This window comes from Chitinibacter sp. FCG-7 (genome assembly GCF_040047665.1).
GTDB classification, from domain to species: domain Bacteria; phylum Pseudomonadota; class Gammaproteobacteria; order Burkholderiales; family Chitinibacteraceae; genus Chitinibacter; species Chitinibacter mangrovi.
In genome coordinates, this window is record NZ_CP157355.1 from 444848 (window position 1) to 469435 (window position 24588).

The 24588-nt window shown below is 54.1% G+C and carries 22 protein-coding genes; 9 read left to right on the forward strand and 13 right to left on the reverse strand.

Features of this window, described 5'->3' with window-relative positions:
* Nucleotides 1-90: 90 nt before the first annotated feature.
* The 4 genes from ABHF33_RS02085 to dnaB form a co-directional block, all read right to left on the reverse strand.
* Nucleotides 91-2427: a protein kinase domain-containing protein gene (locus ABHF33_RS02085; protein WP_348945415.1), complete on the reverse strand. Its 2337-nt coding sequence runs from the start codon at nucleotides 2425-2427 to the stop codon at nucleotides 91-93.
* Between the two features lie 148 nt (nucleotides 2428-2575).
* On the reverse strand, nucleotides 2576-5797 hold the full coding sequence (locus tag ABHF33_RS02090; RefSeq protein WP_348945416.1) for a DNA translocase FtsK: 3222 nt from the start codon (nucleotides 5795-5797) through the stop codon (nucleotides 2576-2578).
* On the reverse strand, nucleotides 5794-6168 hold the full coding sequence (locus ABHF33_RS02095; protein ID WP_348945417.1) for a cupin domain-containing protein: 375 nt from the start codon (nucleotides 6166-6168) through the stop codon (nucleotides 5794-5796). Before ABHF33_RS02095 ends, ABHF33_RS02090 begins: the two co-directional genes overlap by 4 nt.
* 117 nt (nucleotides 6169-6285) lie before the next feature.
* Nucleotides 6286-7701 (reverse strand): replicative DNA helicase, encoded by a 1416-nt coding sequence (gene dnaB / locus ABHF33_RS02100; RefSeq protein ID WP_348946588.1) that lies wholly within the window; start codon nucleotides 7699-7701, stop codon nucleotides 6286-6288.
* Nucleotides 7702-7858: 157 nt separating this feature from the next.
* On the opposite strand from dnaB, the gene ABHF33_RS02105 reads away from it, so the two are divergent.
* The 3 genes from ABHF33_RS02105 to ABHF33_RS02115 all read left to right on the forward strand — a co-directional run bounded on the left by ABHF33_RS02105 (nucleotide 7859) and on the right by ABHF33_RS02115 (nucleotide 9558).
* On the forward strand, nucleotides 7859-8287 hold the full coding sequence (locus ABHF33_RS02105) for a type II toxin-antitoxin system RatA family toxin (protein ID WP_348946589.1): 429 nt from the start codon (nucleotides 7859-7861) through the stop codon (nucleotides 8285-8287).
* A 4-nt stretch (nucleotides 8288-8291) separates the two neighbouring features.
* Nucleotides 8292-8612 carry an RnfH family protein gene (locus ABHF33_RS02110; protein ID WP_157670500.1) on the forward strand — a complete coding sequence of 107 codons (321 nt, stop codon included), beginning with the start codon at nucleotides 8292-8294 and terminating at the stop codon, nucleotides 8610-8612.
* A gap of 190 nt (nucleotides 8613-8802) precedes the next feature.
* Nucleotides 8803-9558, forward strand: coding sequence for a Tll0287-like domain-containing protein (locus tag ABHF33_RS02115; RefSeq protein ID WP_348945418.1), 756 nt, complete (start codon nucleotides 8803-8805; stop codon nucleotides 9556-9558).
* 45 nt (nucleotides 9559-9603) lie between these two features.
* On the opposite strand, the gene ABHF33_RS02120 is transcribed toward ABHF33_RS02115, so the two are convergent.
* The 3 genes from ABHF33_RS02120 to ABHF33_RS02130 form a co-directional block, all read right to left on the reverse strand.
* Nucleotides 9604-10074 (reverse strand): AtaL-like protein, encoded by a 471-nt coding sequence (locus tag ABHF33_RS02120; RefSeq protein WP_348945419.1) that lies wholly within the window; start codon nucleotides 10072-10074, stop codon nucleotides 9604-9606.
* A gap of 65 nt (nucleotides 10075-10139) precedes the next feature.
* Complete coding sequence (locus tag ABHF33_RS02125; protein ID WP_232522604.1) at nucleotides 10140-10910, reverse strand: HAD-IIA family hydrolase; 771 nt, start codon at nucleotides 10908-10910, stop codon at nucleotides 10140-10142.
* Nucleotides 10911-10993: 83 nt separating this feature from the next.
* A complete protein-coding gene (locus ABHF33_RS02130) occupies nucleotides 10994-11308 on the reverse strand; it encodes a nucleotide pyrophosphohydrolase (RefSeq protein WP_348945420.1) in 315 nt (104 codons plus the stop codon).
* 65 nt (nucleotides 11309-11373) lie between these two features.
* On the opposite strand from ABHF33_RS02130, the gene ABHF33_RS02135 reads away from it, so the two are divergent.
* Both ABHF33_RS02135 and ABHF33_RS02140 read left to right on the forward strand, forming a co-directional pair.
* Complete coding sequence (locus ABHF33_RS02135) at nucleotides 11374-11547, forward strand: hypothetical protein (RefSeq protein ID WP_157670504.1); 174 nt, start codon at nucleotides 11374-11376, stop codon at nucleotides 11545-11547.
* On the forward strand, nucleotides 11547-12122 hold the full coding sequence (locus ABHF33_RS02140) for a lysophospholipid acyltransferase family protein (protein ID WP_348945421.1): 576 nt from the start codon (nucleotides 11547-11549) through the stop codon (nucleotides 12120-12122). The genes ABHF33_RS02135 and ABHF33_RS02140 overlap by 1 nt, the downstream gene beginning before the upstream one ends.
* Nucleotides 12123-12252: 130 nt before the next feature.
* Here ABHF33_RS02140 and ABHF33_RS02145 read toward each other — a convergent pair whose 3' ends face one another.
* Both ABHF33_RS02145 and ABHF33_RS02150 read right to left on the reverse strand, forming a co-directional pair.
* On the reverse strand, nucleotides 12253-12456 hold the full coding sequence (locus ABHF33_RS02145) for a cold-shock protein (RefSeq protein WP_157670506.1): 204 nt from the start codon (nucleotides 12454-12456) through the stop codon (nucleotides 12253-12255).
* A 223-nt stretch (nucleotides 12457-12679) separates the two neighbouring features.
* Nucleotides 12680-13315, reverse strand: a complete 636-nt coding sequence (locus tag ABHF33_RS02150; RefSeq protein WP_348945422.1) for a YceH family protein — start codon at nucleotides 13313-13315, stop codon at nucleotides 12680-12682.
* Nucleotides 13316-13411: 96 nt separating this feature from the next.
* Between ABHF33_RS02150 and ABHF33_RS02155 the strand changes: the two genes are divergently transcribed.
* Both ABHF33_RS02155 and ABHF33_RS02160 read left to right on the forward strand, forming a co-directional pair.
* Nucleotides 13412-13900 (forward strand): DUF3617 domain-containing protein, encoded by a 489-nt coding sequence (locus ABHF33_RS02155; protein WP_348945423.1) that lies wholly within the window; start codon nucleotides 13412-13414, stop codon nucleotides 13898-13900.
* On the forward strand, nucleotides 13897-15018 hold the full coding sequence (locus ABHF33_RS02160) for an HD-GYP domain-containing protein (RefSeq protein WP_348945424.1): 1122 nt from the start codon (nucleotides 13897-13899) through the stop codon (nucleotides 15016-15018). Before ABHF33_RS02155 ends, ABHF33_RS02160 begins: the two co-directional genes overlap by 4 nt.
* A gap of 51 nt (nucleotides 15019-15069) precedes the next feature.
* On the opposite strand, the gene ABHF33_RS02165 is transcribed toward ABHF33_RS02160, so the two are convergent.
* From ABHF33_RS02165 to ABHF33_RS02180, 4 genes are all read right to left on the reverse strand, one after another.
* On the reverse strand, nucleotides 15070-15813 hold the full coding sequence (locus ABHF33_RS02165) for an RNA pseudouridine synthase (protein ID WP_348945425.1): 744 nt from the start codon (nucleotides 15811-15813) through the stop codon (nucleotides 15070-15072).
* Nucleotides 15814-15861: 48 nt separating this feature from the next.
* On the reverse strand, nucleotides 15862-16263 hold the full coding sequence (arfB, locus tag ABHF33_RS02170) for an alternative ribosome rescue aminoacyl-tRNA hydrolase ArfB (protein WP_348945426.1): 402 nt from the start codon (nucleotides 16261-16263) through the stop codon (nucleotides 15862-15864).
* 69 nt (nucleotides 16264-16332) lie between these two features.
* Nucleotides 16333-17775: a pyruvate kinase gene (gene pyk, locus ABHF33_RS02175; RefSeq protein ID WP_157670512.1), complete on the reverse strand. Its 1443-nt coding sequence runs from the start codon at nucleotides 17773-17775 to the stop codon at nucleotides 16333-16335.
* A 445-nt stretch (nucleotides 17776-18220) separates the two neighbouring features.
* The gene (locus ABHF33_RS02180; RefSeq protein WP_348945427.1) at nucleotides 18221-19564 is read right to left on the reverse strand and encodes a transglycosylase SLT domain-containing protein; all 1344 of its coding nucleotides are present in this window, start codon (nucleotides 19562-19564) and stop codon (nucleotides 18221-18223) included.
* Between the two features lie 194 nt (nucleotides 19565-19758).
* Between ABHF33_RS02180 and ABHF33_RS02185 the strand changes: the two genes are divergently transcribed.
* Together ABHF33_RS02185 and ABHF33_RS02190 are read left to right on the forward strand one after the other, a co-directional pair.
* Entirely contained in the window at nucleotides 19759-21678 is a 1920-nt protein-coding gene (locus ABHF33_RS02185) for an ATP-binding cassette domain-containing protein (protein WP_348945428.1), read from the forward strand.
* Between the two features lie 10 nt (nucleotides 21679-21688).
* Entirely contained in the window at nucleotides 21689-24577 is a 2889-nt protein-coding gene (locus ABHF33_RS02190) for a PAS domain S-box protein (RefSeq protein WP_348945429.1), read from the forward strand.
* The last annotated feature ends 11 nt before the right edge of the window (nucleotides 24578-24588 follow it).

A 24588-nucleotide genomic window follows, 5' to 3' on the forward strand; every position in this document is an offset into this window, starting at 1 on the left:
GGTGCAGTGCAATAACGCCATTCTTATCCGCACAAACCCGTATGTCAAGTATTTTTTGTGCGTCGCACAAAAACTTTAGCAAAACCGGCGTCAACTCCCCATCTGCTTTTGCCTGATGGCCAGAATAGCCTGATTTCTCAGCGTTTTTAGCAAATTCAACTGATCAGGCGGCAGCTGCAGCGAGTGCGCCAGCATACGGTCGGCGTAGAACAAGCCAATCGGTTTTTTATCAATCACCACCGGAAAAACCACCAGCGTTTTGGACTGCGATACAGTCCTGTACCAGGTGGGAATACGCTGGGCAATGCTTTCCGCATCCACGTCTTCGATAAATACATCGGCGTTTTTAGCCAGCACCAGCTGAAATACATCCACCAGCGGCGACACCGGAAAATTAAAACGCGGCAAGATGGCATCCAGATCTTTGCCAAAACCAAAACGCGCCACCATCGTGCCTTTTTTCAGATCGCGGGTACAAAAAAGCACCCGGTCAAAGCCAACGCTGCGAAACATGGTCTCCAGAATCATGCGCAAGACATCGTTCAGATTAAAATCCCCCACCAGCGTATTGGTAATGTCCTGCACCCCGGCGGATAACAACGCCGCCGGATTACTCAACGTCATTGGCTCGGCCGAGCCAGCATCGCTGTTGCCCCCCTCTGCTGCAGCGGCTGACTGAGCTGCAGTCGGAGGCTTCACGCCAGCCAACGTGCGCAAACTATTGGCAAACTCGGCTTGCCCCAGATCGATTTGTAAAATGGACAGATAGGCTAGGTATTGCTTGGCGGCATCGTGCAGGATGTCCTGAAAGTCCCGCTCGGACCACGACACCACTGCCGAAAAACGCTTAATAATGTTCTGGGTATGCAGCAGCGCTTCGTTAGGCTTCATGCTGACCAGCGGCAGCATTTCGCTGGCCAGATTGGCAAAGACGCGCAAACGTTCGGCCTGATTGGCCGGTTCGCGTACCTTGCTGGCAGACAAAGGCCGCATGCTGGTCACAATGCGATCGGGAAAATTCCATTCTCCGGCAATCGCAACTCCCAGATCGGCATAACTAACGCCCAATATGGCCTCGGCGGCCACCGACTCGGCCTCGCCGGTCTGGCTTTTGCGCTTGATAATTTCTAGGCTTTCTTCATTAAAATAGAAATGCGTTAGCAATCGCCCCAGATGCTGGAACATGCCACAAATCAGCGCTTCTTCGGCGTCTCGCCAGCCGCTTTTATCGGCCAGCTTGCGGCACAGAATCCCGCCAAAAAAGATTTCCAGCACCACATCACGCAAACGCGCAGCATGGCTTTTGTTCTGCATGTGCTCAAACAACAAAATCGTCACCGCCAGGCTGCGGATCCGGTCAAATCCCAGAATCACAATGGCGCGCGACACCGTGCTGATTGCGCCGCCAAACTGGCCAAAGCTGGCGGAATTCACCACCTTGAGCAATTTATTGGTCAGCGAGAAATCCTGCAAAATCACACCGGACAGGCTTTGCACCTTTTCGGCCTGCGATTCGTCAACGCGGTTGATCGCATTAATCGTTTGCGAGAGCGCTGGAAAATCAGCCGAGTGCCGCATGCGCCGCAGCAAAAATTCCACCGTGCTATGCCGCCCCTCTGCCGCCTCGGCCTGAACGGCTTCACCCGCCGCATCAAGCCAGCTCAGCAAGGCGGCGCGCATATCTCCGGCGTCGGCGTAACGTGACTCAGGGCTTTTAAACAGGGCCGCCATCACCAGATGATCGAGTTTCTCGTCGATCTTATCGTTAAAGTTCGACGGGGGGACAAAGTTCTCATTGGCGGTTTTGTACAGAATGGCAATGACCGTTTCACCATCGGAAACCAGCTTGCCGGTCAGCATCTGATACAAAATTACGCCGCAGGCAAAAACATCGGCCTGCGCGTCAACCGGCAGATTATTGATCATCTCGGGGGAAATAAAACCAGCAGTTCCGGTCAGGCCTTCATAGTGCTGACCGCGCTGGCTGGCCACGCCAAAATCCATAATGCGCGGGCGGCGGCTTTCGTCAAGCATGATATTTTGCGGCTTCATATCACGATGAATCACGCCCTTGGCATGCGCAGCCTGCAGTCCTTCCAGAATGGCCGCCATCATCTGCACGGCGGCCACGGGCGACATCTTCTTTTCGCGCCGCAAATAGTCGGCCAGCGTTTCACCGGCCACGTATTCAAAGACCAGACAGGGGTGCGCATGATCGGCAAATGCGTCATACAGCGTGACAATATTCGGATGCTGAATCCGGCTGACCAGCTGCGCCTCGGCCAGCGCTTGTAGCGGCTGGCTGTGCAGCACTTTGATTGCAACCTGACGGTCCAGATGGGTATCCCGCGCCAGATACACCAAGCCTTGCGCACCCTGGCCAATTTTCTTTTCGACCTGAAAACGGCCCTCACCAAACGACTTCATCTCACACCCGTTTATTCTATTTTGCTGCAATATAGCCCGAGCAGCCGTAAGGCAAGAAGCTCAATAGAATAAAACTGACTATCGAGGGAAAAATCGGCCTGAAAACCAACAAAAACCAGCCAAGAACGCGCGCGAAGCCGCCCATTCGTCAGGTATCGCCCGCTGGCACCAGCACGGTACGGTTGCCATTGCTTTCCATACCGCTGACTATCCCGGCGCTTTCCATTTGCTCAATCAAGCGGGCTGCGCGGTTGTAGCCGATGCGGAACTGCCGCTGCACCGCCGAAATCGAAGCCCGGCGACTGCGAATTACATGCGCAACGGCCTCGTCGTACAAAGGATCGCTCTCTTCGGCATCGCCCGGCACACCCGACCAGTTACCGCCCGCTTCAGCTTCATGCGCCGGATACAGCACACCCTCGATGTAATTGGGCTCGCCCAATTGCTTGAGGTATTCAACCACGCAATGCACTTCGGCATCATCGACAAAAGCGCCATGAATCCGCTGCGGATAGCCTGTTCCCGGCGGCAGGAACAGCATATCGCCCTGCCCCAGTAAAGCCTCGGCACCCATCTGATCCAAAATCGTGCGGCTATCAATTTTGCTCGATACTTGGAAGGCCAAACGCGTCGGAATATTGGCCTTGATCAGGCCGGTAATCACATCGACCGACGGGCGCTGCGTGGCCAAAATCAGGTGTATCCCCGCTGCGCGCGCTTTTTGCGCTAACCGCGCGATCAGTTCTTCGATTTTCTTACCGGCCACCATCATCAGGTCGGCAAACTCATCGACCACCACCACAATCATCGGCAGATGCTCGAGCGGTTCTGGGTCATCTGGCGTCAGCGTAAACGGATTGGTCAACTTTTTGCCTGCCGCTTCGGCCTCGGCGACTTTTTGATTAAAACCGGCTAAATTCCTGACACCCATCGCGCTCATCAGGCGGTAGCGTTTTTCCATCTCGCCCACGCACCAGTTCAGCGCATTGGCGGCCAGCTTCATATCGGTCACCACCGGCGCGAGCAAATGCGGGATGCCTTCGTACACCGACAATTCGAGCATTTTCGGGTCGATCATAATAAAGCGCACTTCATCGGGTGTGGCTTTAAATAGGATCGACAAAATCATCGCATTGACGCCCACCGATTTACCCGAGCCGGTGGTACCTGCCACCAGCATATGCGGTGTTTTAGCCAGATCGGTGGCGACGGGTATACCGCTGATGTCCTTGCCCAGTGCGATGGTCAGAGGGGATACCTGCCCATGGTATTCCGGCGCGGATAAAATCTCGGACAGCCGGATCATTTGCCTTGTCGGGTTAGGCAATTCCAGCCCCATGCAGGTTTTGCCCGGAATCGTCTCCACCACGCGCACCGAGGCTAGCCCCAGCGAGCGCGCCAGATCTTTAGCCAGATTGACCACCTGCGCGCCACGAATGCCGGTCGCGGGCTCGACTTCAAAACGCGTAATCACCGGCCCGGCATAAGCATCGAGCACGCTGACCTTGACTTTGAATTCGTTAAGTTTTTCTTCGATCAGAATACTGCGCTCAAGCAAGTCCTCCTGACTTACCGTAATGGTCTGCACCGTGGCGGGGCGCAATAGCTCCAGCGGCAAGCACAAACCGTCTTCACCGCGCCAGGCTGGATCTGCCGCCGCACGCGGCGCGGGGGCTAGCGCATCCGGGCGCAAAAATGTGGTCGGTCGCTGTGGGGCGGATACTGCGGGCGCGCTTGCGGACGTATCACTCGATATACTTACCGATGTATCTTGCTCAATGGCATATTCATACTGCCCTACAGCCATATACCCATGCATTGAAGATGGGGCCGTAGATGCTAGACTGGCTAGATTTGCTGCGGGATTGAACAGTGCAGCTGCTGGCGAAAAGCCCTCTTCGCTCATGGCATCAGGTGCTGGCTGAGTAAGATCAAGCTGCGGCGACACTGGCGCTGGATGACTTGCCAGCACAGACGGATTGAGCATCTGCGAAATTGCGCTGACCTGGGCTGGCGTAGTCGGGCCCTGCAGCGCCGGACTGTTTTGTGCCTGCGAAATCGGGCTCCCTTGCACTTGCAGAGTCGGACTCAGTTGCGCTTGCAGCGCTGGCACAATCGATGCCTGCGTTGCAGAGTGAGCTGATGGCTGCGATGCCAGGCTGACTGATGCCGCAGGCATCGTTTGCTGCTGGCTGGATTGAAAAATCCGGATGACTTCGGGCGCAGGCGCACGATGGGCCACAGCCGGGGTTGGCGGCGGCGCTGTGCGCTGCGGAGTTGCGGCCTTGGGCTGCACTGGCGTTGCGGCACCCGAGCGATAGCTGTGTGTTGGCGTAATTTTCGGGCTCGGGCGCTTGCCGCTGTGAATATCCTGCAAACGCTCGCGAATTTCGGACGGATCAATCACTGGCAGCGGCTCTGGCGCTTTACGCTCGGGCATTTTTGCGCCTTCAATCGCCAGCTTGCGCTGGCTGCGCTCCAGATTGCGCTGAATATGGCTCATATCGAGCACCGGCAATTCGCGCCGACTTTTGCGCGGTGCCGGAATCGGCTGACTCGGTGTTTTTACCTGCTCGGCCGATAGAAAATCTTTGGTCTCGCTCACCGCTGAAACGGGTGACACTTTTAAATCAGGTACAAGCGCTGACGAGCTACGCGTCAGCGATGAAACGGACTCAATAGCAGCCTGATTCACTGCGCGCGGCAATGGCGCTGCCTCTGCTTGCATCTGGATGGTGCGCTCCGGCTGCGGCGTGCTGGCTAGCTGAGATGTTGGCGGCACATCGCTGACCGGCTCACTGATCACTGGCTTCGCATCAGATTCAATACGCGGCTCTGCCAGGGTATTGGCTGCTAGCTCATACTCAGATTGGCTTGTATGCTGATACCCCTGAGTACGAATCAGGGCCGCACCTTCGCTCTGTTGCGAGGCAGGCTGCTGGATAGACGGCTGAGCGCTACTACCAGCACGTCTATGCGCTGTTGCATCAACCCTGGTCTGAGGCGCGGATGGGCTTGTGCGTTGAGTCTCGAAGCCCGGCGCGAGGTCAGTTGAAACATCAGTCGGCTCAACGCTAGCCTCAGGCTTAATGCTGTGCAGTACGTCGGCCATTTTGGCGCCGATCTTGCTAGACACCGGTTGAATCAGCGATTTCAGCGAGCCCACACCTTTGGCTGCGGCCAGGCTAACCGAAGAGAGCGGCAATTCAAACATGCCGTCCAGACGCGACGCCTCGGGCACTTTAGCCGCTGCGGGCGGCTGATCTTGCTCTGGCTTCTCGCTGCGGGCTTTTTTCGCCGGGTCAATGCCCGACAAATCGCCTTCCAGCTTCTGATTTAACACCTCAAACAACTGCTGTATTTTCTTCATGACGTTGATGCCGCCCGATCTAACACGACAAAATACTTATGCACAGCCTGCAACACTTCAAAACGACCAACAAAGCCGGCGGGAATCACCGCCGCCTCGCCTGCGCTGACCACTACGCCTTGCTCATGCTCGTCCACCAGCCGCACCTGACCGCTGATCACGCAGAAAAACTCTTCCTTGTCCGGCGCAAAGCGGATATTCCAGCTTCCCACCTCACACGCCCAGGTGCCGCAAGAGAGCACACCATCGTCCGAGGTGTAGTGGGCCCAGGTCGTGCGCAAAGGCGTGCCCGAGACGCGGCGATCCTCGCGTGGCTGATCAAAATTGGGCTCGACGGCCTGATTAAAATGGGTAATGCGCGCTAAAGTCATGCAAAAAATCCAGAAATTTGATGAGGCCCGATTGATACGGAGACCTGATACATACTTGGGGCAGATTCATATTTGGGAGCAGACTCATGCCGGGCAAGGCAATGCAGCTGCAAGGCCCTATTCCAAATCACTATTCCAGTCATCCGGCCGCATCAGTGCATTGTCAAAGCGTGAATACATGCCCTGAAACACCAAGGGCACCCGCCCGACCGGGCCATTACGGTGCTTGCCGACGATGCATTCGGCCAAACCTTTGTGCGGGCTATCCGGGTTGTAGTATTCATCGCGGTACATAAACATAATCAAGTCGGCGTCCTGCTCGATTGCGCCCGATTCACGCAAATCGGACATCATCGGGCGTTTGTCGGTACGTTGCTCGACCGAACGCGAGAGCTGCGAGAGCGCGATAATCGGGCATTTAAGTTCACGCGCCAGCCCCTTGAGCGAGCGCGAAATCTCACCCAGCTCGGTGGCCCGGTTCTGATCTTTCGCACCCGCGCGCCCTGCCATCAATTGCAAGTAGTCGATCACAATCAGGCCAAGCTGACCACCGCATTGCCGCGCCAGACGCCGCGAGCGGGTTCGCACATCCAATGCAGTCAGCGCACCGGTTTCCTCGATAAAAATTGGCGCCTCAGATAATTTGCCCACCGCATGCGTCAGCCTGAGCCAGTCTTCGTCCTCAAAACGACCGGTTTTAAGCTTGTGCATATCAATTTTGCCCACCGAGCCGACCATCCGCATACCCAGCTGCGCCGCGCCCATCTCCAGCGAGAAAATCGCCACCGGCAATTTACTGTGAATGGCGACGTTTTCAGCGATATTGACCGAAAACGCCGTTTTACCCATAGAAGGACGGCCAGCTACAATAATCAGATCGCCGCCTTGCAGACCGGAGGTCATTTTATCCAGATCAATAAAGCCGGTTGGCGTACCGGTCACTTCGGACGGATTGTCCTGCTGGTAGAGATGATCAATGCGCTCGACGATTTCTTTCAGAATCGGCGGCATGGTGTGAAAACCCTGCTGCCCTTTAGCCGATTGCTCGGCGATCTGGAATACCTTGGATTCGGCCTCGTCGAGCAATTCTTTGGCGTCACGCCCGTTCGGGAAAAACGTGCCATCAACGATTTCGGTGGCCACAGCCGAGAGCTGGCGCAATACCGATTTTTCACGGACGATTTCCGCATAACGGCGAATATTGGCCGCCGATGGCGTATTTTGTACCAGCGAGCCCAGATACGAGAGACCACCGACATACGACAGATCATTGGTCGTATCGAGTGATTCTTTCACCGTGATCACATCCGCAGGGCGGTTGTGCTCGATCAGCTTGATGATGGCCTGAAAAATGCGCCGGTGATCTTCGCGGTAAAAATCCTGCGCACCAATCACATCGGCGATGCGGTCAAACGCCGTGTTTTCCAGCATCAGGCCACCCAGCACAGACTGCTCGGCCTCGACCGAATGCGGCGGGATGCGGTAGGTGGCTGTCTCGTCAACTTGCGCTGCGGCATTGTATTCGGCTTGCATGTCGCGAACTAGCTCGGTAGGATATTCGTTCATTTTCACTTTTATGGCGGATGTGGGCAGCAGATTAAAGCGCTGCCGACGATGGTTGTAACGCAGCAGGCCCACAGACTCAGGGCTTGCAAGAGAATCATTTTACTCCGCCGCACCCTTGATGACCATGCAGTCCATCCGTAAATCAGTCCTGGTTCCCCATTCTGCCGCACAAATGTATGAGCTGGTTGATCGCGTTGAAGATTACCCGCGCTTTTTGCCGTGGTGTGGCGGCGTTGAAGTGCACGAGCGCAGCGAGCAGATTCTAGATGTCACCGTCAAAATCGAATTTCTTAAAGTGAGTACTTTTTTTCGTACCCGCGATGAGAAATCGGCCAATGAAATCGTCATGCATTTCGTTGACGGGCCATTTAAAGCTCTGACCGGTATCTGGCGCTTTACCCCGCTGATGGAAGACGCCTGCAAAATCGAATTCGAACTCGATTACGAGTTTTCCAGCCGCACCATTGACGCCGTCATTGGCCCGGTTTTTGGCAAGATCACTTCAACTTTTGTCGATGCTTTTGTCAAAGAAGCCGACCGCAAATACGGATAAATCCATGACAAACACCGACACCCTGATGACTGTTGAAGTCGTTTATGCCACGGCGGCGAAACAAAAATTGCTGCGTGTAAAAGTACCTGCAGGCAGCACGGCGCAATACGCGATTGAAAAATCGGGCATTCTGGCCGAGTTTCCCGAAATTGATCTGGGCACGCAGAAAATCGGCATTTTCGCCAAAGCGGTCAAGCTCGATACCGTGCTACGCGAAAAAGACCGCGTTGAAATCTACCGCCCACTGATCGCCGACCCCAAAGAAGTCCGCCGCCAGCGCGCAGCCGAGGGCAAGGCGATGAAAAAAGGCGGTGGCGAAGCTTAAGAATCCTAGCGACCCTTAATTGGCGCGATGGCCCGCGCCTTTTCCCTTCACAATCAAGCGTTTGATCATGAAGGAAGAGCTGCGCCCTGAATTTTTAGAATGAACTTACCCAGCAATTGCAATACAATGTTTCCCGTATAAGCCGCCATTAAAAGTCGGCATCACCAACAAGAGACATTCGAGCAGACCTATGGGTACGTTGAGTAAAAGCATTTTTATCATTATTTTGTCGCTGATTTGTTCGTTCTTTATCGGTAAATCGATTTACGAAAAAGAACAGCTCAATCAGGCGCGCACCATGGCCAATATGGTCGAACATATTGGCCAGTGGGCATCTCAATATCGCGGAATCTGGACCAAGGAAGCCAAAGGTGAAATCGTTGATCAGGGCTCTCACCTTGATACGCTGACCGTGTCGCTGGCCAACGAAGACAATTCGGTCACCAGCGCCGAAGACATGGCCACCACGCTGAATTTCCACCTGAAAAACCCGGCACTGGTGCAGCGCGAAATTTCCGATTTGATGATCGCAGATCAGAGCAAAGCGTCGTACCGCATTACTTCGGACAAATTCATGAATGTACGTAATAGCCCGACGGCGTTCGAGCGTAAAGCCATGGAATATATGCGCGCCAATAATGTCACCGAATACAGCGAAGTCAACAATGGCCGCACGCTGTATGCGCGTGGACTAATCGCTACCGCTGCCTGCATGCGCTGCCATGAATCAGCAGAAAAAGCCCCGTATGCCGTACGCAGCCTTTACCCGACGCAGGGTTATGGCTATGAGCTGGGCAAGGTGTCAGGCGTAATCTCGGTCAAGATCCCCTCTTCATACAGTGCCAGCACCATTTTCAGTGCCTTTAATCTGCTCAGCCTGATCGCATTAGGCATTTTTGGCTTCGTCGTTTTTCTGCTATGCCGACGCAAAGCCGATCAAGACTGAGCAGCCCAGCCTGACTGCGCGGCATAGGGCTCACCCGAAAACGAATTAGCCGAGTTTGCCCTCGTCAGCCAGCTGGCGAATTAGCTTGATGGTGTCGATATCGGCCTCTTGCCAGGCCGACTTCAGATAGCTCAAATACTTATCCAGCTCTGGGTCAGCGCCAACGGGGTGCGGCGTTTCATAGCTGAAACGCACAAACAACGCGCCCTCTTGCGGCTCTTCGATTTTCATCCACAGCTGCCCACCCAGATGCATCTCGCTAGGCTGAGTGTCATAGTGCACCGACAATTCGTGCTGATAATAGATATGGTCAATTACCTCGAGCTTGCCCATAACAATGCGGCGATGAATGCCTTGCTCGTGCCGGTGAGTCACTGCCGCCTCATCAATATGCTCGACAAATTCCATTGGCGATTCTGCACGGTAGACTAGGCCTTGCCAGAGCTGGTTGCGCGTTAGCAAGTTTGCGCCAGGGTGCAATAAATCGTTGATCTGAACCAGATGCTCAAATTTCATCAGTCGGTACTCGCTACGCAAAACTGCAGATTATAGCCAATCATCACGGAATCAGCCCGCCGCGCTTAGAGCGATTTAAAATCAATTTCGCCAACATGATTGAATACATAATCCGGTTTATACGGAAATTCATCGAGCATTGGCAAGGTGGTCACCCCTGAGAGCACTAGCGCGGTTTTCATACCGGCCTCCATGCCACCCACAATGTCGGTATCCATTCGATCGCCAACCATCACACATTCTTCCGGATGCACACCCAGCTTGCGGCTGGCCAACATCATCATCAGCGCATTGGGTTTGCCGACGATGTAGGGCTTTTTGCCCGTCGCCGCCGAAATCGCCGCCAGAATCGTACCGGCCGCCGGCTCATTACCGCCCTCCACCGGGTCAATCATATCGGGATTAGTACCGATGAATTTGGCGCCATGATCAATAAAGCGCACGGCTTTTTTCAGCTGCTCAAAGCTAAAAGTCGACGATTTGGCGACCACCACATAATCGGGGTTGGATTCAGAAATCGAAAACCCAACGTTATACAGCTCATTAATCAGGCCACCGCCACCAATCACATAGACCTTGGCGCGCTCTTTTTGCTGGCGCAAAAACATTGCCGTTGCCATCGCGCTGGTAATGAAATTCTCCTCGGAGAGGCCGTGAATGCCAAGTGATTCAAGCTTGAGTTTCAAATCCAGCGGGGTTTGCTCGGCGTTATTGGTTAAAAACAAAAATGGCGTTTTATCAGCCAGCAGTTTTTGCACAAACTCATTGGCACCATCAATCAGCTGCTTGCCGCGATAAATCACGCCGTCCATATCGGAAATAACACTGGTCACCATAAGACATCCTCTTGGGGTATAAGGCTAGAGATTAATAGAATAAAGCGCTAGCGAGCAATACATCAATGTATCTAGCAAAACATCTAGCGCTCGGCAGCTGGATATTTCTGCGCATTGAGCTGCATTTTGTGCAAGATCGCCTCTTCCATATCGACCCCCAGCTCATCGGCCAGGCGTAGCATATAGAGCATGACATCGGCCATCTCCTGCGCGATGGGAGATTGCTCATCGATATCAAGCTGGGCAGCTTGCTCGGGGGTGAGCCATTGATAATGTTCAAGCAGCTCGGCCATTTCGACCGACATGGCCATCACCAGATTTTTGGGATTGTGATATTTACGCCAATCACGCTCGTCGGCAAATTGACGGACTTTGATCGAGAGTTCGGCCAGATTCATGGGTTTTTTAAGACTTTGTGAACAGTAATCCGTAGAATACGCCCCCTAAACAGAGGAAAACCAGCATGACGATGAAAAAATACGAATTAGAAAAGCGCAAAGCAGAAAAGCTACACAATGATTTACACGGCGCCAGTACACCGGATCGCTTTGGCACGGCCAGCGCAAAAGAAAAACAACGCAAAAGCGGGATGAATAATCTGATGAGCAAACTGCTCGGAAAAACCCAGGCCAAATAATGCAGCGCACGATTTTCGATACGCCAGTGTTGCGGCATATTCTGCCGGGATTGGGCCGGCTGATGCTGCGAATTGCAGGCTGGAAAATTGAAGGTGAATTTCCCGATTTACCCAAATATGTACTGATCGGCGCCCCTCATACCAGCAACTGGGATTTTCCGATCGGCATCGCCATCTGTTTTGCGCGGCGGCAAAAAGTGTACTGGATGGGCAAGCACACGCTGTTCTGGGGCCCGCTTGGACCGATTGCCCGTTGGCTAGGCGGCATCCCGGTTGATCGCCGTCAATCGAATTCACTGGTCGAGCAAATGGTGCAGGTGTTTGGCGAGCACGAACAACTGGTGGTGGCCATCCCACCCGAAGGAACACGCAAGAAAGTCGAAAAGTGGAAGACCGGCTTTTACTACATTGCCCTCGGTAGTCAGCTGCCCATTGTGTTGGGCTTTATCGATTTTGGCCGTAAGGTTGGCGGGTGTGGCGAGGTGTTTTACCCGACAGGTGATCTGGAAGCCGATATGGCCAAGATTCGGGCTTTTTATGCGCCAATAAAAGGCAAAAACCCGGAAAACCAGTAAGCTCGCATCATTTTAACGCGCTACCGATGGCAAGCTAAGTCATCATTGCATAGCAAGCTCGAAATCGAGCAGACAACAAAAAACCCAGCTTATGCTGGGTTTTCTACTTACTTAAACAAACAACTCTGAATTACAGAGGTTGGATGTTAGAAGCTTGTTTGCCTTTAGGGCCAGTAGTTACTTCGAAAGAAACTTTTTGACCTTCAGCCAAGGTTTTGAAACCTTTAGACACGATTTGAGAGAAGTGAGCAAACAGATCTTCGCCGCCTTCGTCTGGAGTGATAAAGCCGAAGCCTTTAGAGTCGTTGAACCACTTAACGGTACCTTGTGCCATTTTTCGTATCCTAAATTGCGGAATTATATAAAAGATGCACGAAAATCAAGGGAAAGCACTGCGGTACGGCCTAGCCACTACAACATACATCCACTGCTTGAAGATCCTGCGGTTGATATATTCGCCGAGCAAAGCTGGGCTGGCAAGCACTTTTTGCACAAAAACCACAAAATCTGAGCAAAATCGCATAATTGCGACGCGTTAATCCGCCAGACGTGATTTTTTACCCACCCAGCTGCGATTTAAACGCCATAAACTCGGTTTGCAGCGCCGCCAAGGCTGCTTCTAGTTGCTCGACCCTTTCACGCAAGTCCGCCTGAGCCGATGGCGTAGCGGTGCTCTGCAGAGCGTTTAAATCGATTTCACCTGCAAGCAGATGCGCCCAGCGTGGCTCGCGCGCGCCGCTCTGGCGTGGCAATAAGCACACCAAAGCGCCGCTGCTGCGTTCGGCCAGCTCCTGCAAAAACGCTTCTATGGCCGAAATATCGGCAAAGCGGTGCAAACGCTCGCAGTTATTACGCAACTCCCCCGCCGTTTGCGGGCCACGCAGCATTAGCGTGGCCAAAACCGCAACCGATTGCGTCGGAATCTGCAGCACCTTGCCCAGCTGATGGCTATAGCGGGCAACTCGACCGCTCAGGTGATCCAGCACCCAGCCCGCATTTTTCAGCTCATCGAGCGCCGGGATCAAATCCGCCTCGCTCAGCTCCATTACGGGCTCGCGGCTGGTTTTCTGATTGCAGCCGGCGAGCAGGCCATTGAGTGTCAGCGGATAGGTATCGGGTACGGTGCGTTCTTTTTCGATCAGCACCCCCAGGATACGAGCCTGCACCGGACTTAATTCTGCAATTTGCGACATACACGACTCCAAAGATCCATGCCGAAGAATGGAAAAAAGCTATAAACAATGGAGACGATCATACCGTGTTTCTTACAAACTACAGGAAAAATTGCCATGTCAAACTATCTGCAACCAATCAGCCTGGGAATCAGCTTGTTTATTCTGAGTTCGGTCAGCTTTGCCGCCGACATCCGGCCTATGGAAGGCCGCTGGGCTATCACCAGCAGCTTGCCTGAGGCGCAAAGAGCCGCAATGGTCAAAATGCCACCAGAAGCGATGCAGCAAATGCGCAAGCAAGGCATGGAAATCGATGCCAAAGCGGGCACCATGACCGTCACACAATGTCTTGACCGGGCCAAACTTGAGCAATGGCACCAGATGGGGCAAGAGCCGAACACAAAATGCGAGAAACCCAAGATCGTGCAGCAAGGCAATACCGTCACGATGGATATGAAATGCAGCCAGCCCAGAGCGGCCACGATGCACAGCGTGATTACCTTTAGCAATCAGCGTGACCAGTATCAATTTGAACATCTGATCAAGGCTGAAGGGCAGGAAATGCGTATGAAAGGCCATGCCAAACGCACCGGAGCCTGCCAATGAACACGCCTCTGGATATTGCCGGCATCAATCTAATCAACCCGGCGATAGAAGACTGGAATGCATTTCAGGATTTCAAAGACGGGCTAGCCGATCATGCCCCGCAAATCGAGGCGCTGATCGCCAAGCTCAAGCAAGAAGGCAATGACAAGGTCACGCTAACCAATCTGTTTCGCGAATTTCACAATATCAAGGGAGATGCGGGCCTGTGTCGCGTTACTTTTGTGATCCCGATCATGCATTGCGCCGAGACACTACTCTCGCGCCTGCGTGATGGCGAAATCCGCTTTACCGATGGTCTGGCCGAGATTTTTCTGCTAACACTCGATCGCATCGAACAAGCCACCGAACTGCTCGCCGAACAGCAAAATCTGGCCCCGCTGGCACTGATCTCGCTGGCCAATGGCCTGCACAATCTGGCCCACCAAACGCCCAGCGAAATTGATACGGCGACCAGCCGGCTGATCGAAGCGGTCACCGGTTTCAAGCCCGGCAGCGCACTCAACAAAGACTTTACCCCTGCCGCGCAAGCGCGCAGTACGCAGGAGCTGCATCAGGATCTGATTTTCTTTCGCGAAATGGCGATGCAGCTGGAAGCCCGCTCGGCGCTGTTTCATGGTCGCACCGAGCGCAATCTGGGCTATGCGCTGGCGACCAATAAAATGGCGGGCAACCGGGTTGACCCGGAACAACTGGAAGCGGCGGTGTATCTGCACGATATCGGCATGATGTTTTTGCCCGAGTCGCAATGGCTTAGGCCGGAAAAGCTCTCGCCTGCCGCCATCGTCGAGCTGCACAAACATCCACGCTGGGCAGCCGAGATAGCCAATCGCTTTGTCGGCTGGCAAGCGGCAACGCAGATGATTTTACAGCACCATGAAACCGTTACCGGCAATGGCTATCCGCACGGTTTAAGCGAAGGGCAGATTTGTGACGGCGCCAAAATTCTGGCGATTGTCGATGCTTTTGAAGCCATTTTGCTCAAACACAGCCACCGTGGCCAGCAAAAATCAACCTTGCGGGCGATTGCCGAAATCAATGCGTGCGACCGGCAATTTGCGGCCGAATGGGTTCAGGCCTTCAATCAGGTTATCCGCAAACAAATCGAAGATACTCAATAGGGTATATCTCTGCAGATCAATTCTAGATTTACCTACAGAGAAATACCCCTATTAGATCTTCTCCATCGGCAATAGATAGCGCCACTGCCCTGCTTCCAGAGCACCCAGCGGCAAACGGCCAATCCGGTTGCGTTTAAACGCTTTGACGGTCAATTTGGCCACATCGCACAAATCGGGCACCACGCCTTCGGCATTGGCGCGAATCACCATGCGCAATTGCTGCTCGCTCTGGCGGCTGGTTTTCCAGCCTTTGATCGGCTGCTCGTCAAACATTTTGACGGCATTCATCGCCTCAATCTGGCTGTCAGCCGCCACCTGATCAAGCCAGACCAGATATTCCTGCTCATAATCATTGATTTGCGCCAGCTTGGCGGCCAGACGTGCATCCTGCGTCAGCAGCACCAGCCCGCTAGCCTCGGCGTCCAGACCAAACGGCGTTGTCAGCCGCGAGCGATGTTTTTTCAGCCAGACTATCCCTGATCTATCATCGGCGGCGCGATTTTCCGGCACGAAAAACTGCGTATATTCCTCACCCGGCCACACCGCCACGCCGACGGGTTTATGCCAGATCAGCGTCACCTTGTCGCTGGGCGCGAGCGCGCTGCTCAGCAAATCGCTATCAACGATTTTAATGTCCTGATGCGGCAGGACGCGGCTACCGAGGACATCCACAATTTGTCCATCCACCTGCACGCGCCCTTCGGCAATCAGCACATCGGCTTGCGTGCGCGAGCACAGCCCTAGCTCCGCCATGCGTTTGGAAAGGCGGATTGCGTCTGGATTATCTTGGCTCATGGTGCGGATCTCATTGCTAAAACGCTATTGTACGCAGTTTCAGCGACTTCAATCGAGGCGAACTTTCCCACGCAGCGATTTAATGCTGCCGCGCTGGTTCTTTTTATCCATCCGTGTTTGTTGCGAGCCCCAGCTTGGTTTGGTTGCACGGCGCGCCTTGGGTTTATGCGCGACCTGATCAATCAGCGCCTGCAAACGCTGCAAAGCTTCATAGCGATTGGCTTCAAGGCTGCGTGAAGCCTGCGCCTTGATAATAATGATGCCGTCTTTGCTAATCCGTTGATCGGGCCAATGCAAGAGCCGGTTTTTTAGCTCATCGGACAAGCTCGACGCGCGAATATCAAAGCGCAAATGCACGGCATTCGAGACCTTGTTGACATTCTGCCCACCCGCACCCTGCGCGCGAATCGCGGTGATGATGACCTCATCTTCATAAATGAGTTGGCTCATCGAATTGAATCTCTCCATAAGAAAACAGCCGACCTAGGTCGGCTGTCTGATTGCTGAGGCAACGGCGCTTTAAACGCGCTGACCTTGGGCAATCTGAATAATACGCATGGTGTTGGCACCCGTGTTCACGCCATTGCTTTGCGAAGCCAGCGTGACAATCACGCGATCACCTGGCACCACTTTGCCAGTGCGCAGCAGCTCAAGCTGGGCATAAGCCACGTGCGCCTCGCGATCAGCACCGATATTGGCATCGACCATAATCGGCGTTACATGGCGATACAGCGCCAGCTTGCGATAGGTATTCACTTCCTGTGTAAATACATAAATTGGCACACCGGTGATATAACGCGACAGCCACAATGCCGAAGCGCCTGAATGCGAAATACATACAATGGCTTTCACATTCATATTGCTGCTGGCGTACACCGCCGCCATGGTGACGGCCTGATCGATGCGCTCGAAATCGCTGACGTTATCGAATTCGCCTTCGATTTTGCCCTCGCCCGAACGCTCGGCTTCAAAGCAAGTCCGCGCCATCGCCTGCACCGCTTCCAGCGGATATTTACCCGCCGCCGATTCAGCCGACAACATGACCGCATCCGTACCATCCAATACTGCATTTGCACAATCGGAAACTTCGGCGCGGGTTGGTACTGGGCTGGTAATCATTGATTCCATCATCTGCGTGGCCGTGATGGTCAGTTTGTGCTTTTTACGCGCGAGCTTGATCATGCGTTTTTGCAGCGCGGGTACGGCTGCATCGCCCACTTCAACGGCCAAATCGCCACGCGCCACCATGATGCCGTCTGATGCATCAAGGATTTCTTCCAGATTGGTAATCGCTTCGGTACGCTCGATTTTGGCGATCAGCAAAGCATGGCCGCCGGCTGCGCGAACCAGTGTGCGCGCCATATACATATCGGCCGATGATTTCGGGAATGACACGGCAATGTAGTCTGCTTCAAGTACCGCGGCGGTCTTGATGTCTTCCATGTCTTTCGCCGTCAGCGCCGGGGCTGTGAGGCCACCGCCTTGGCGGTTAATCCCTTTGTTATTCGACAACGGGCCACCCACTGTAACCGTCGTGTAGACTTTAGCGCCAACAACAGAATCAACCACCAGCTGGATTTTGCCGTCGTCCAGCAGCAACACTACGCCTGGCTCAACGTCATTGGGCAGCTCTTTATAATCCAGACCTACAGTGTCTTGGTTACCCAGCTCGCACTCGGCATCCAGCACAAATTTTGCGCCTTTGACCAGCTCGATTTTATTTTTTTCAAATTTGCCAACGCGGATTTTCGGGCCTTGCAAGTCGGCCAGTACAGCGACTGATTTACCCAGCTTTTTGGCAATCGCGCGCACGGTGGCGGCGCGATCAATATGATCCTGAGCGGTGCCGTGCGAGAAATTCAAACGAACGGTATTTACACCGGCCTGAATCAGGCTTTCCAGTACGGCTGGATCGGTTGAAGCAGGGCCAAGCGTGGCAACGATTTTTGTACCGCAATGCATAAAAGAAAGTCTCCGAGAAGAAAAAGCTGGTTTGTCAGGCCGAACAATACGCCACTCTGATCACGAAAGACATGATTTAAAGCAGGGAAAAAGCTAAACCTGTATTTTTTTTCAATATTTTTTTCGAATCAAAATTGCAAAAGGTCAATCCGGAATTTGCGTAATTTTACTACATCCAAAGCCAGACTCAACGCGCAATCGCAGTGCACTATCCAAAGCCACGATGAATCAGTGAGCAATCAGCGCCCATGGTCGTGAAGATTGCACCAAAGACAGGCCAATCCGCGCTGACCGCGCACCATAGCAGTGCAGATTCAGAATAAAAGCTATAGGGTATTGCTCTACAGATTAATAAAATCATTACCTGCAGAGCAATACCCTATAAATCAGCACCAATTACGTTTTCCTCTGCCGCAGATCAGCGAAATCAAGCACGCTGTTGCTTTTATTTCACGTCGGCCTTTTTCTGCCGTGCCCGCGCTTTTTCTGCGGCCTGATACGCCAGATAGTAACGATTCACCGTCGAGACATAATCCACCATGCCACGGCTGACTGAAGTGAGCGCCACCTGCTCGACATGACCCACCCAGATATTCGGGTTCAGCCCCTTGGATTTGGCAATCCGCCGCAATTGCGCCAAGCGCCCTTCGCCGGCGTTATACGCCGCAATCATGAAATACAACTGGTTTTCTTCACTGATGCCTTCGCGGCTGTACATTTTGCGCAAATAGTTCAGATAAATGGCCGCGGCCGAGATATTGCCTTCGTTGCTGTGCGGGTCACGCACGCCCATGGCCCGGGCGGTTGACGGATTCACCTGCATCACGCCGGTCGGGCCATTCTGACGGATCACCGGGCTAAGTTTTGATTCTTTCTGGCCGATAGCGGCCAGCAGCAGCCAGTCCAGATTATTGGCCGCCGCAGCCGCCTGGAAAATCGGCGCAAAAATGGCCAGTTTATCCATTGAGGTGACTTTGTCGCTGCGCTCAACCTTGCCATCCACAATCAGATGCCGACGGGTCAGCTCAATCGCTTTATCGAGCGAAGTAAATTGCCGCGAAGCAATATAATTATTCAAATCATTGGCCAACGCCGGATTGGCCTGATCCACCAGCCATACCAGGGGGCTGCGCGCGCTCAGGCATTCGCCCAGCTTGAGCTTGCCATACGTGGTGGCCCACAGTTTGTAGACGGCACGGCTGCTGAGCGTTTGCTGCTCGGAGTTGGTATTGATGTCGCGCAAGACCATCTCGGCATTGTGGCCGATGGGTGCTTCGTCAAGAACAAGCTGCTTGTCCTGCTGGCTTAACAAGCGGCGAGCATAGCTGCCGCTGGTCAATATCAGCGGCAACTCAGCCAGCGTGGAAAAAGACAGCGCTTGCTCACGCTGCCCAAGCAAGCACCATTCATCGCTGGCATAGGGCTCGGTCACGCCGACCAGGCTTTTTAGCGATTCGGAAAAAGGAATCATCCCCGCAGCAATATCACCTCGGCCCTCGCGCAAAGCCGGAATCAGCTCGCCCGCATCCACAGGAATAAATTGCAGACGAATCGGCGGGCGCGATTTGGGCCGACGGCGGTTCAGCTCGGATTCAAAGCCTTGCAGCATCGCAAACTCCAGCCCGTGCGGTTTGCCGTCTTTAATAAAATAAGTCGATGGCCCCAGCGCCACCAGCACCCGCAAGCGGGCTGGCGGATTTTGCGGATCATAGGGCTCGCCCTCTTGCGGCGGCGTTACAGCAGCCATTGCAGGATGATGACTTTCGGCTGCCGCAACTGGCTTTTTCACTGGCGTCCGGCTCTCCTTTTTCGCCCAGAGCGCAGCAGGAGCAAGCAGGAAAAAACTGCATAAAAACAATAGCAAAGCACGCCTCATTCGGGCTTCTCCAGCATAGTTATGGCCTGATTCTATATCGCGGCATGTCAATGTCCAAACGCAGGCCGTATAATTGCGGCTCGGAAAATCACACCCCAAGTACACCCATGCCTTTGCTTATTGTTGAAAATGCTCACCTCGCCTTCGGCCACTGGCCGCTCTTAGACGGTGCCAATCTGGTGCTGGAACCTGGCGAACGCGTGGGGCTGATCGGCCGCAATGGCGCGGGCAAATCGTCCTTGCTGAAAACTATTGCTGGCGTGAACAAACTCGACGAAGGCGCGATCCGCCTGATCAATAATGCCCGCATGGCTTTTGTGCCGCAGGAGCCGGTATTCGAGCCGGGGCACACCGTCTACGAAGCCGTGGCCGAAGGTCTGGGCAATGTACGTCAGTTGCTGATTGATTACCACGCTGCAATTCACGATCTGGATGACTCGGATGAAGGCATGCAGCGGCTGGCCGATTTGCAGCACGAGCTGGAAAACCAGGACGGCTGGCGGCTTGATTCACTGATTGCCAATACCATGTCGATTCTGAATCTGCCACCCGATACGCCAGTCAGCGCCTTGTCTGGCGGCTGGAAAAAACGCGTTGCACTGGCGCGTGCGCTGGTCACCGAACCCGATGTTCTATTACTCGATGAGCCAACCAATCATCTGGACGTCAGCGCGATTGAATGGCTGGAAACGCTGCTAAAAAATTTCAGCGGCAGTGTGTTGTTTATTACCCACGACCGTAGCTTTCTGGATAACGTCAGCACGCGCATTGTTGAACTCGATCGCGGCAATATCGTTAGCTTCCCCGGCAACTTCTCGGCCTACGAAGTCAAAAAAGCCGAATTGCTCGCCGTGGAAGAAACCGCCAATCGCCAATTTGATAAAGTCCTCGCTCAAGAAGAAGTCTGGATTCGCCAAGGCATCAAGGCGCGCCGTACGCGCAACGAAGGCCGTGTGCGCCGTCTGGAAGCGCTGCGTCGTGAACGTGCCGCACGGCGCGAACGCGTCGGCAATGTCTCGTTCCAGCTCGATGCGGGCGAGCGCAGCGGCAAACTGGTTGCCGAGCTGGAAAACGTCAGCAAGTCGTACACCAACCCGGATGGCAGCGAAAAGGTACTGATCAAGAATTTCACCACCCGATTGCTGCGTGGCGACAAGATCGGCCTGATCGGCCCCAATGGTGCGGGCAAAACCACGCTATTGAAAATGATTCTGGGCGATTTGCAGCCCGATACCGGCAGCGTCAAACAGGGCACCAATTTGCAAGTGGCCTATTTTGACCAGTTCCGCGAACAGCTGGATGAAGAACAATCGGTCGCCGATACCGTTGGCCAGGGCAATGATTACGTCGAAATTGGCGGCCAGCGCAAGCACATCATCGGCTATCTGGAAGAGTTTCTATTCCCGGCCGAGCGCGCGCGCAGCCCGGTGAAATCACTGTCGGGTGGCGAGCGCAACCGCCTGCTGCTGGCGCGCCTGTTTACCAAACCGGCCAATATTCTGGTGCTCGATGAGCCAACGAATGACTTGGATATCGACACGCTGGAATTGCTCGAAGAGCTACTCGCCAGCTACACCGGCACTGTGTTTGTCGTCAGCCATGATCGCGCCTTCCTTGATAATGTGGTGACGCAAACCATCGTTTTCGAGCCCAATGGCGTACTGCTGGAAAACGCGGGAGGCTACGCCGACTGGATCAGCGCCCGCACGCGCATGCTCACTGCACAGGCCGAAACCAAGAAGGCCGCCCCTGCAGCAGCTAACGTGGTGGTAAAAGCGGTGGAGGAAAAACCCAAGCGCAACAAGCTGAGTTTTAATGAAAACCGCGAACTGGAACAAATCCCTGCCGAGCTGGAAGCACTCGAGGCTGAACAAGCAAAATTACAACAATCTTTACTCGATCCTACAATTTATCGCACCGAGCCGATCAAAGCGCGTGAAATGCAAGATAGAATTGAGCAAATTGAGTTGCTGACGCTTGAAAAGCTTGAGCGCTGGGAAGCCTTGGAGGCCAAGAAAAATCTTTGACATCAGTCTATTGGATAAGCACAAAACGCCAACCAATCATTTAACCCGGCACACCCTGCGCGGCCTGCGCAGCGGCTTGCTGGGTTTTTATGGCGTAATGGTGTTGCTCGTGCTGCTGACGCTAGCCTGGATCACCGTGCGTGATTACCATCAGGCCATCGCCGAGGCTCGACGTAGCGATCAGTCGCTGGCGCGTGCACTCGATGAAAATGCCACGCGTGCTTTTCTGTCGGTCGAACAGGCGATGCAAAACATCGCCGAAGATCTGGATCGCCATGGCGGCGTCGATCGGGCCGACGAATATCTGATGCATCTGCAGCTCAAAGACAAAGTCAGGCTCACGCCGCAAATTCGCGGCATTATCACCATCGATGCCAGTGGCAATATCCATAGCCACGGCCTTGAATACCCGGCTCGCAAAATCAATCTGGCAGACCGAGCGTATTTCCAGTATCACCGCAATTACAGCACCACCCAGGCTTTTATCAGCGAGCCCATGCTCTCGCGCACCGATGGCAAATGGCTGATTGCCTCAACCCGCCGGATCAATGCGCCTAATGGCGACTTTGGCGGCGTGCTGCTCTCGGGGATGGAGCCGACCTATTTTCTGAAGTTTTATGAATCGCTTAATTTAGCCGAAGGCGTGTCAATCCAGCTATTGCGCAGCGACGGTGTGGTGCTGGTCAATTACCCGTTTGACGAGAGCAAGCTGGCCACTAACGAGCGCCAGAATGATTCGCTGCTATTCGAGCAATTGCGTCTGAAACGTCACAGCACACAAACCATCAAGTCCACGCTGGGCAAAGAGCAATTATTGACCTTTATGGTGAATCAAAGCGAATTGCCGCTGATTATCACCATCCGGCACGATCTGGACATCGTGCTGGCGCCGTTTCACGAACAAACTGTCACGCGCATTCTGATGGCGCTGGGGCTGATGTCGATTGTTTCGATGCTGCTCTATATTCTGTTGCGCCAGATCCGCCATGTTGAAGAAGTGGAAGGTCGGCTATTTCTGACCCAGCATACGGTCGATGAATCGCCAGACCTGACGCTGTGGTGCGATCACAGCGGCCTGATTCGTTATGCCAATAAAAGCTTGGCCAATCTATCTGGATTTAGCCGACAGGAGCTGATCAGCCAGCACTTTGTTGATCTGTTTGCCGAGATGGACGACGAGGACTGGCTGGCGTACTGGCACCGGCTGCAAGAGCAGAAACAGATCAGTATCGAAAGCCCGCTGCAAAACAGCCAGGGCGACAAGATTCCAATGGAGCTGACCTTTTCGCTGATCAAATTCCAGCGCGAAGCCTATGTCTGCTGCACGGCGCGTGATATCTCCGAGCGCCGTCTGGCCGAGCAGGAGCTGCGTCAGCACCGCGATCAGCTGCATGAAATGGTGCAGGAAAGAACGGCTGAAATTCGCACCGTGCTGGACGCCAGCCCGCTGGCCATCATGCTGTCGATGAATGGCGTTGTGCGCCTCGTCAATCCAGCGTTTGAGCTGCTGTTTGGCTTTGCCAGCAGCGATATTATCGACACCGAAACCCGACATATCTTTAATTCGCCCGAGCAATACGAAAATATCCGCCAGAAAATCTGGTCACGCATTGCCACCGGCGGCGTGTATCGGGGTGAAACCGAGCTGTACCGCCGTGACCACACGCCGTTCTGGGCCATGATTTATGCCAAGGCGCTGGTGGCTGGCGATATGAGCAAGGGCATGATTGCCGTGGTGGAGGACATCACCTCGCAACGGATCGCCGCCCAATCGCTGCGCCAGTCCGAGCGGCTGAACCGCACCATTATCGATCAGACCGCCGACGGCTTTTTGCTGATCGACGCCGATCATCGCATTCGCGATGTCAATCACTCGTTCACCCGCCTGCTGGGCTTTAGCCGTGAAACGCTGATCGGCTTGAATCCGCAAACCATCTGGGGCGATACCTGTACCCCGTTCTTCCCCGCAGACCTGATGAATCTTGCCCTGCAAGGACATACTGCCAAGGATATTGAACTAGCTGACCAGCACGGCCAGCTTCATCCTTTCCTGGTCAATAGCGGTGTCGTGCTCGATGAGCAGGAAAACATCGAATACGCCTATGCCTTCTTTACCGATATTGCCCAGCTCAAGGAAATCGAGCGCCGCTTGGTCGATGCCAAAGACGCCGCTGAAAATGCCAATCTGGCCAAATCATCGTTCCTGGCCAATATGAGCCACGAATTGCGCACGCCGATGCACGCCATTTTGTCGTTCTCCGAAATGGGGCTGGCCAAAACCAGCAAGCTGGAGCTACCCGAAGCCAGCCATCTGAATCGCTATTACGAGCGCATCAACGCCTCGGGCAAACGGCTGCTGGTCTTGCTCAACGATTTGCTCGATATGTCGCGCCTTGAAGCCAATAAAATGAGCTACGACAAAGGCAAGCATAGCCTGCAGCTGATTGTGCGCATGGCGATTGCCGAAATGGGCTCTTTGCTCGCTGGCAAGCAATTGCAGCTGGAATTTAACGAGCAGCAGGAAGAAATCAATACCATTTTCGACAAAGCCCGCATTACGCAGGTGATGGTCAATTTGCTCTCGAATGCCATTAAATTCAGCCCCAGCGGCAGCGCCATCGAGATTTCGGTCAATCCGGTAGACCTGCTGGAAAACGGCGAACCAGCGGTCAGCATTGAAGTGCGCGACCATGGACCGGGCATTCCGGAAAACGAGCTGGAAACCATTTTCGACAAATTCATCCAGAGTAGCCGCGTGCGCATGGGCGGCGGCACCGGGCTGGGGCTGGCCATCAGCCGCCAGATTATGCTCGATCATAACGGCCAAATCAGCGCCAGAAATCACCCGGATGGCGGCGCCATTTTCACCTTGCTGCTGCCCGTCAATAGCGCCAGCTAGTAAACCGCTCG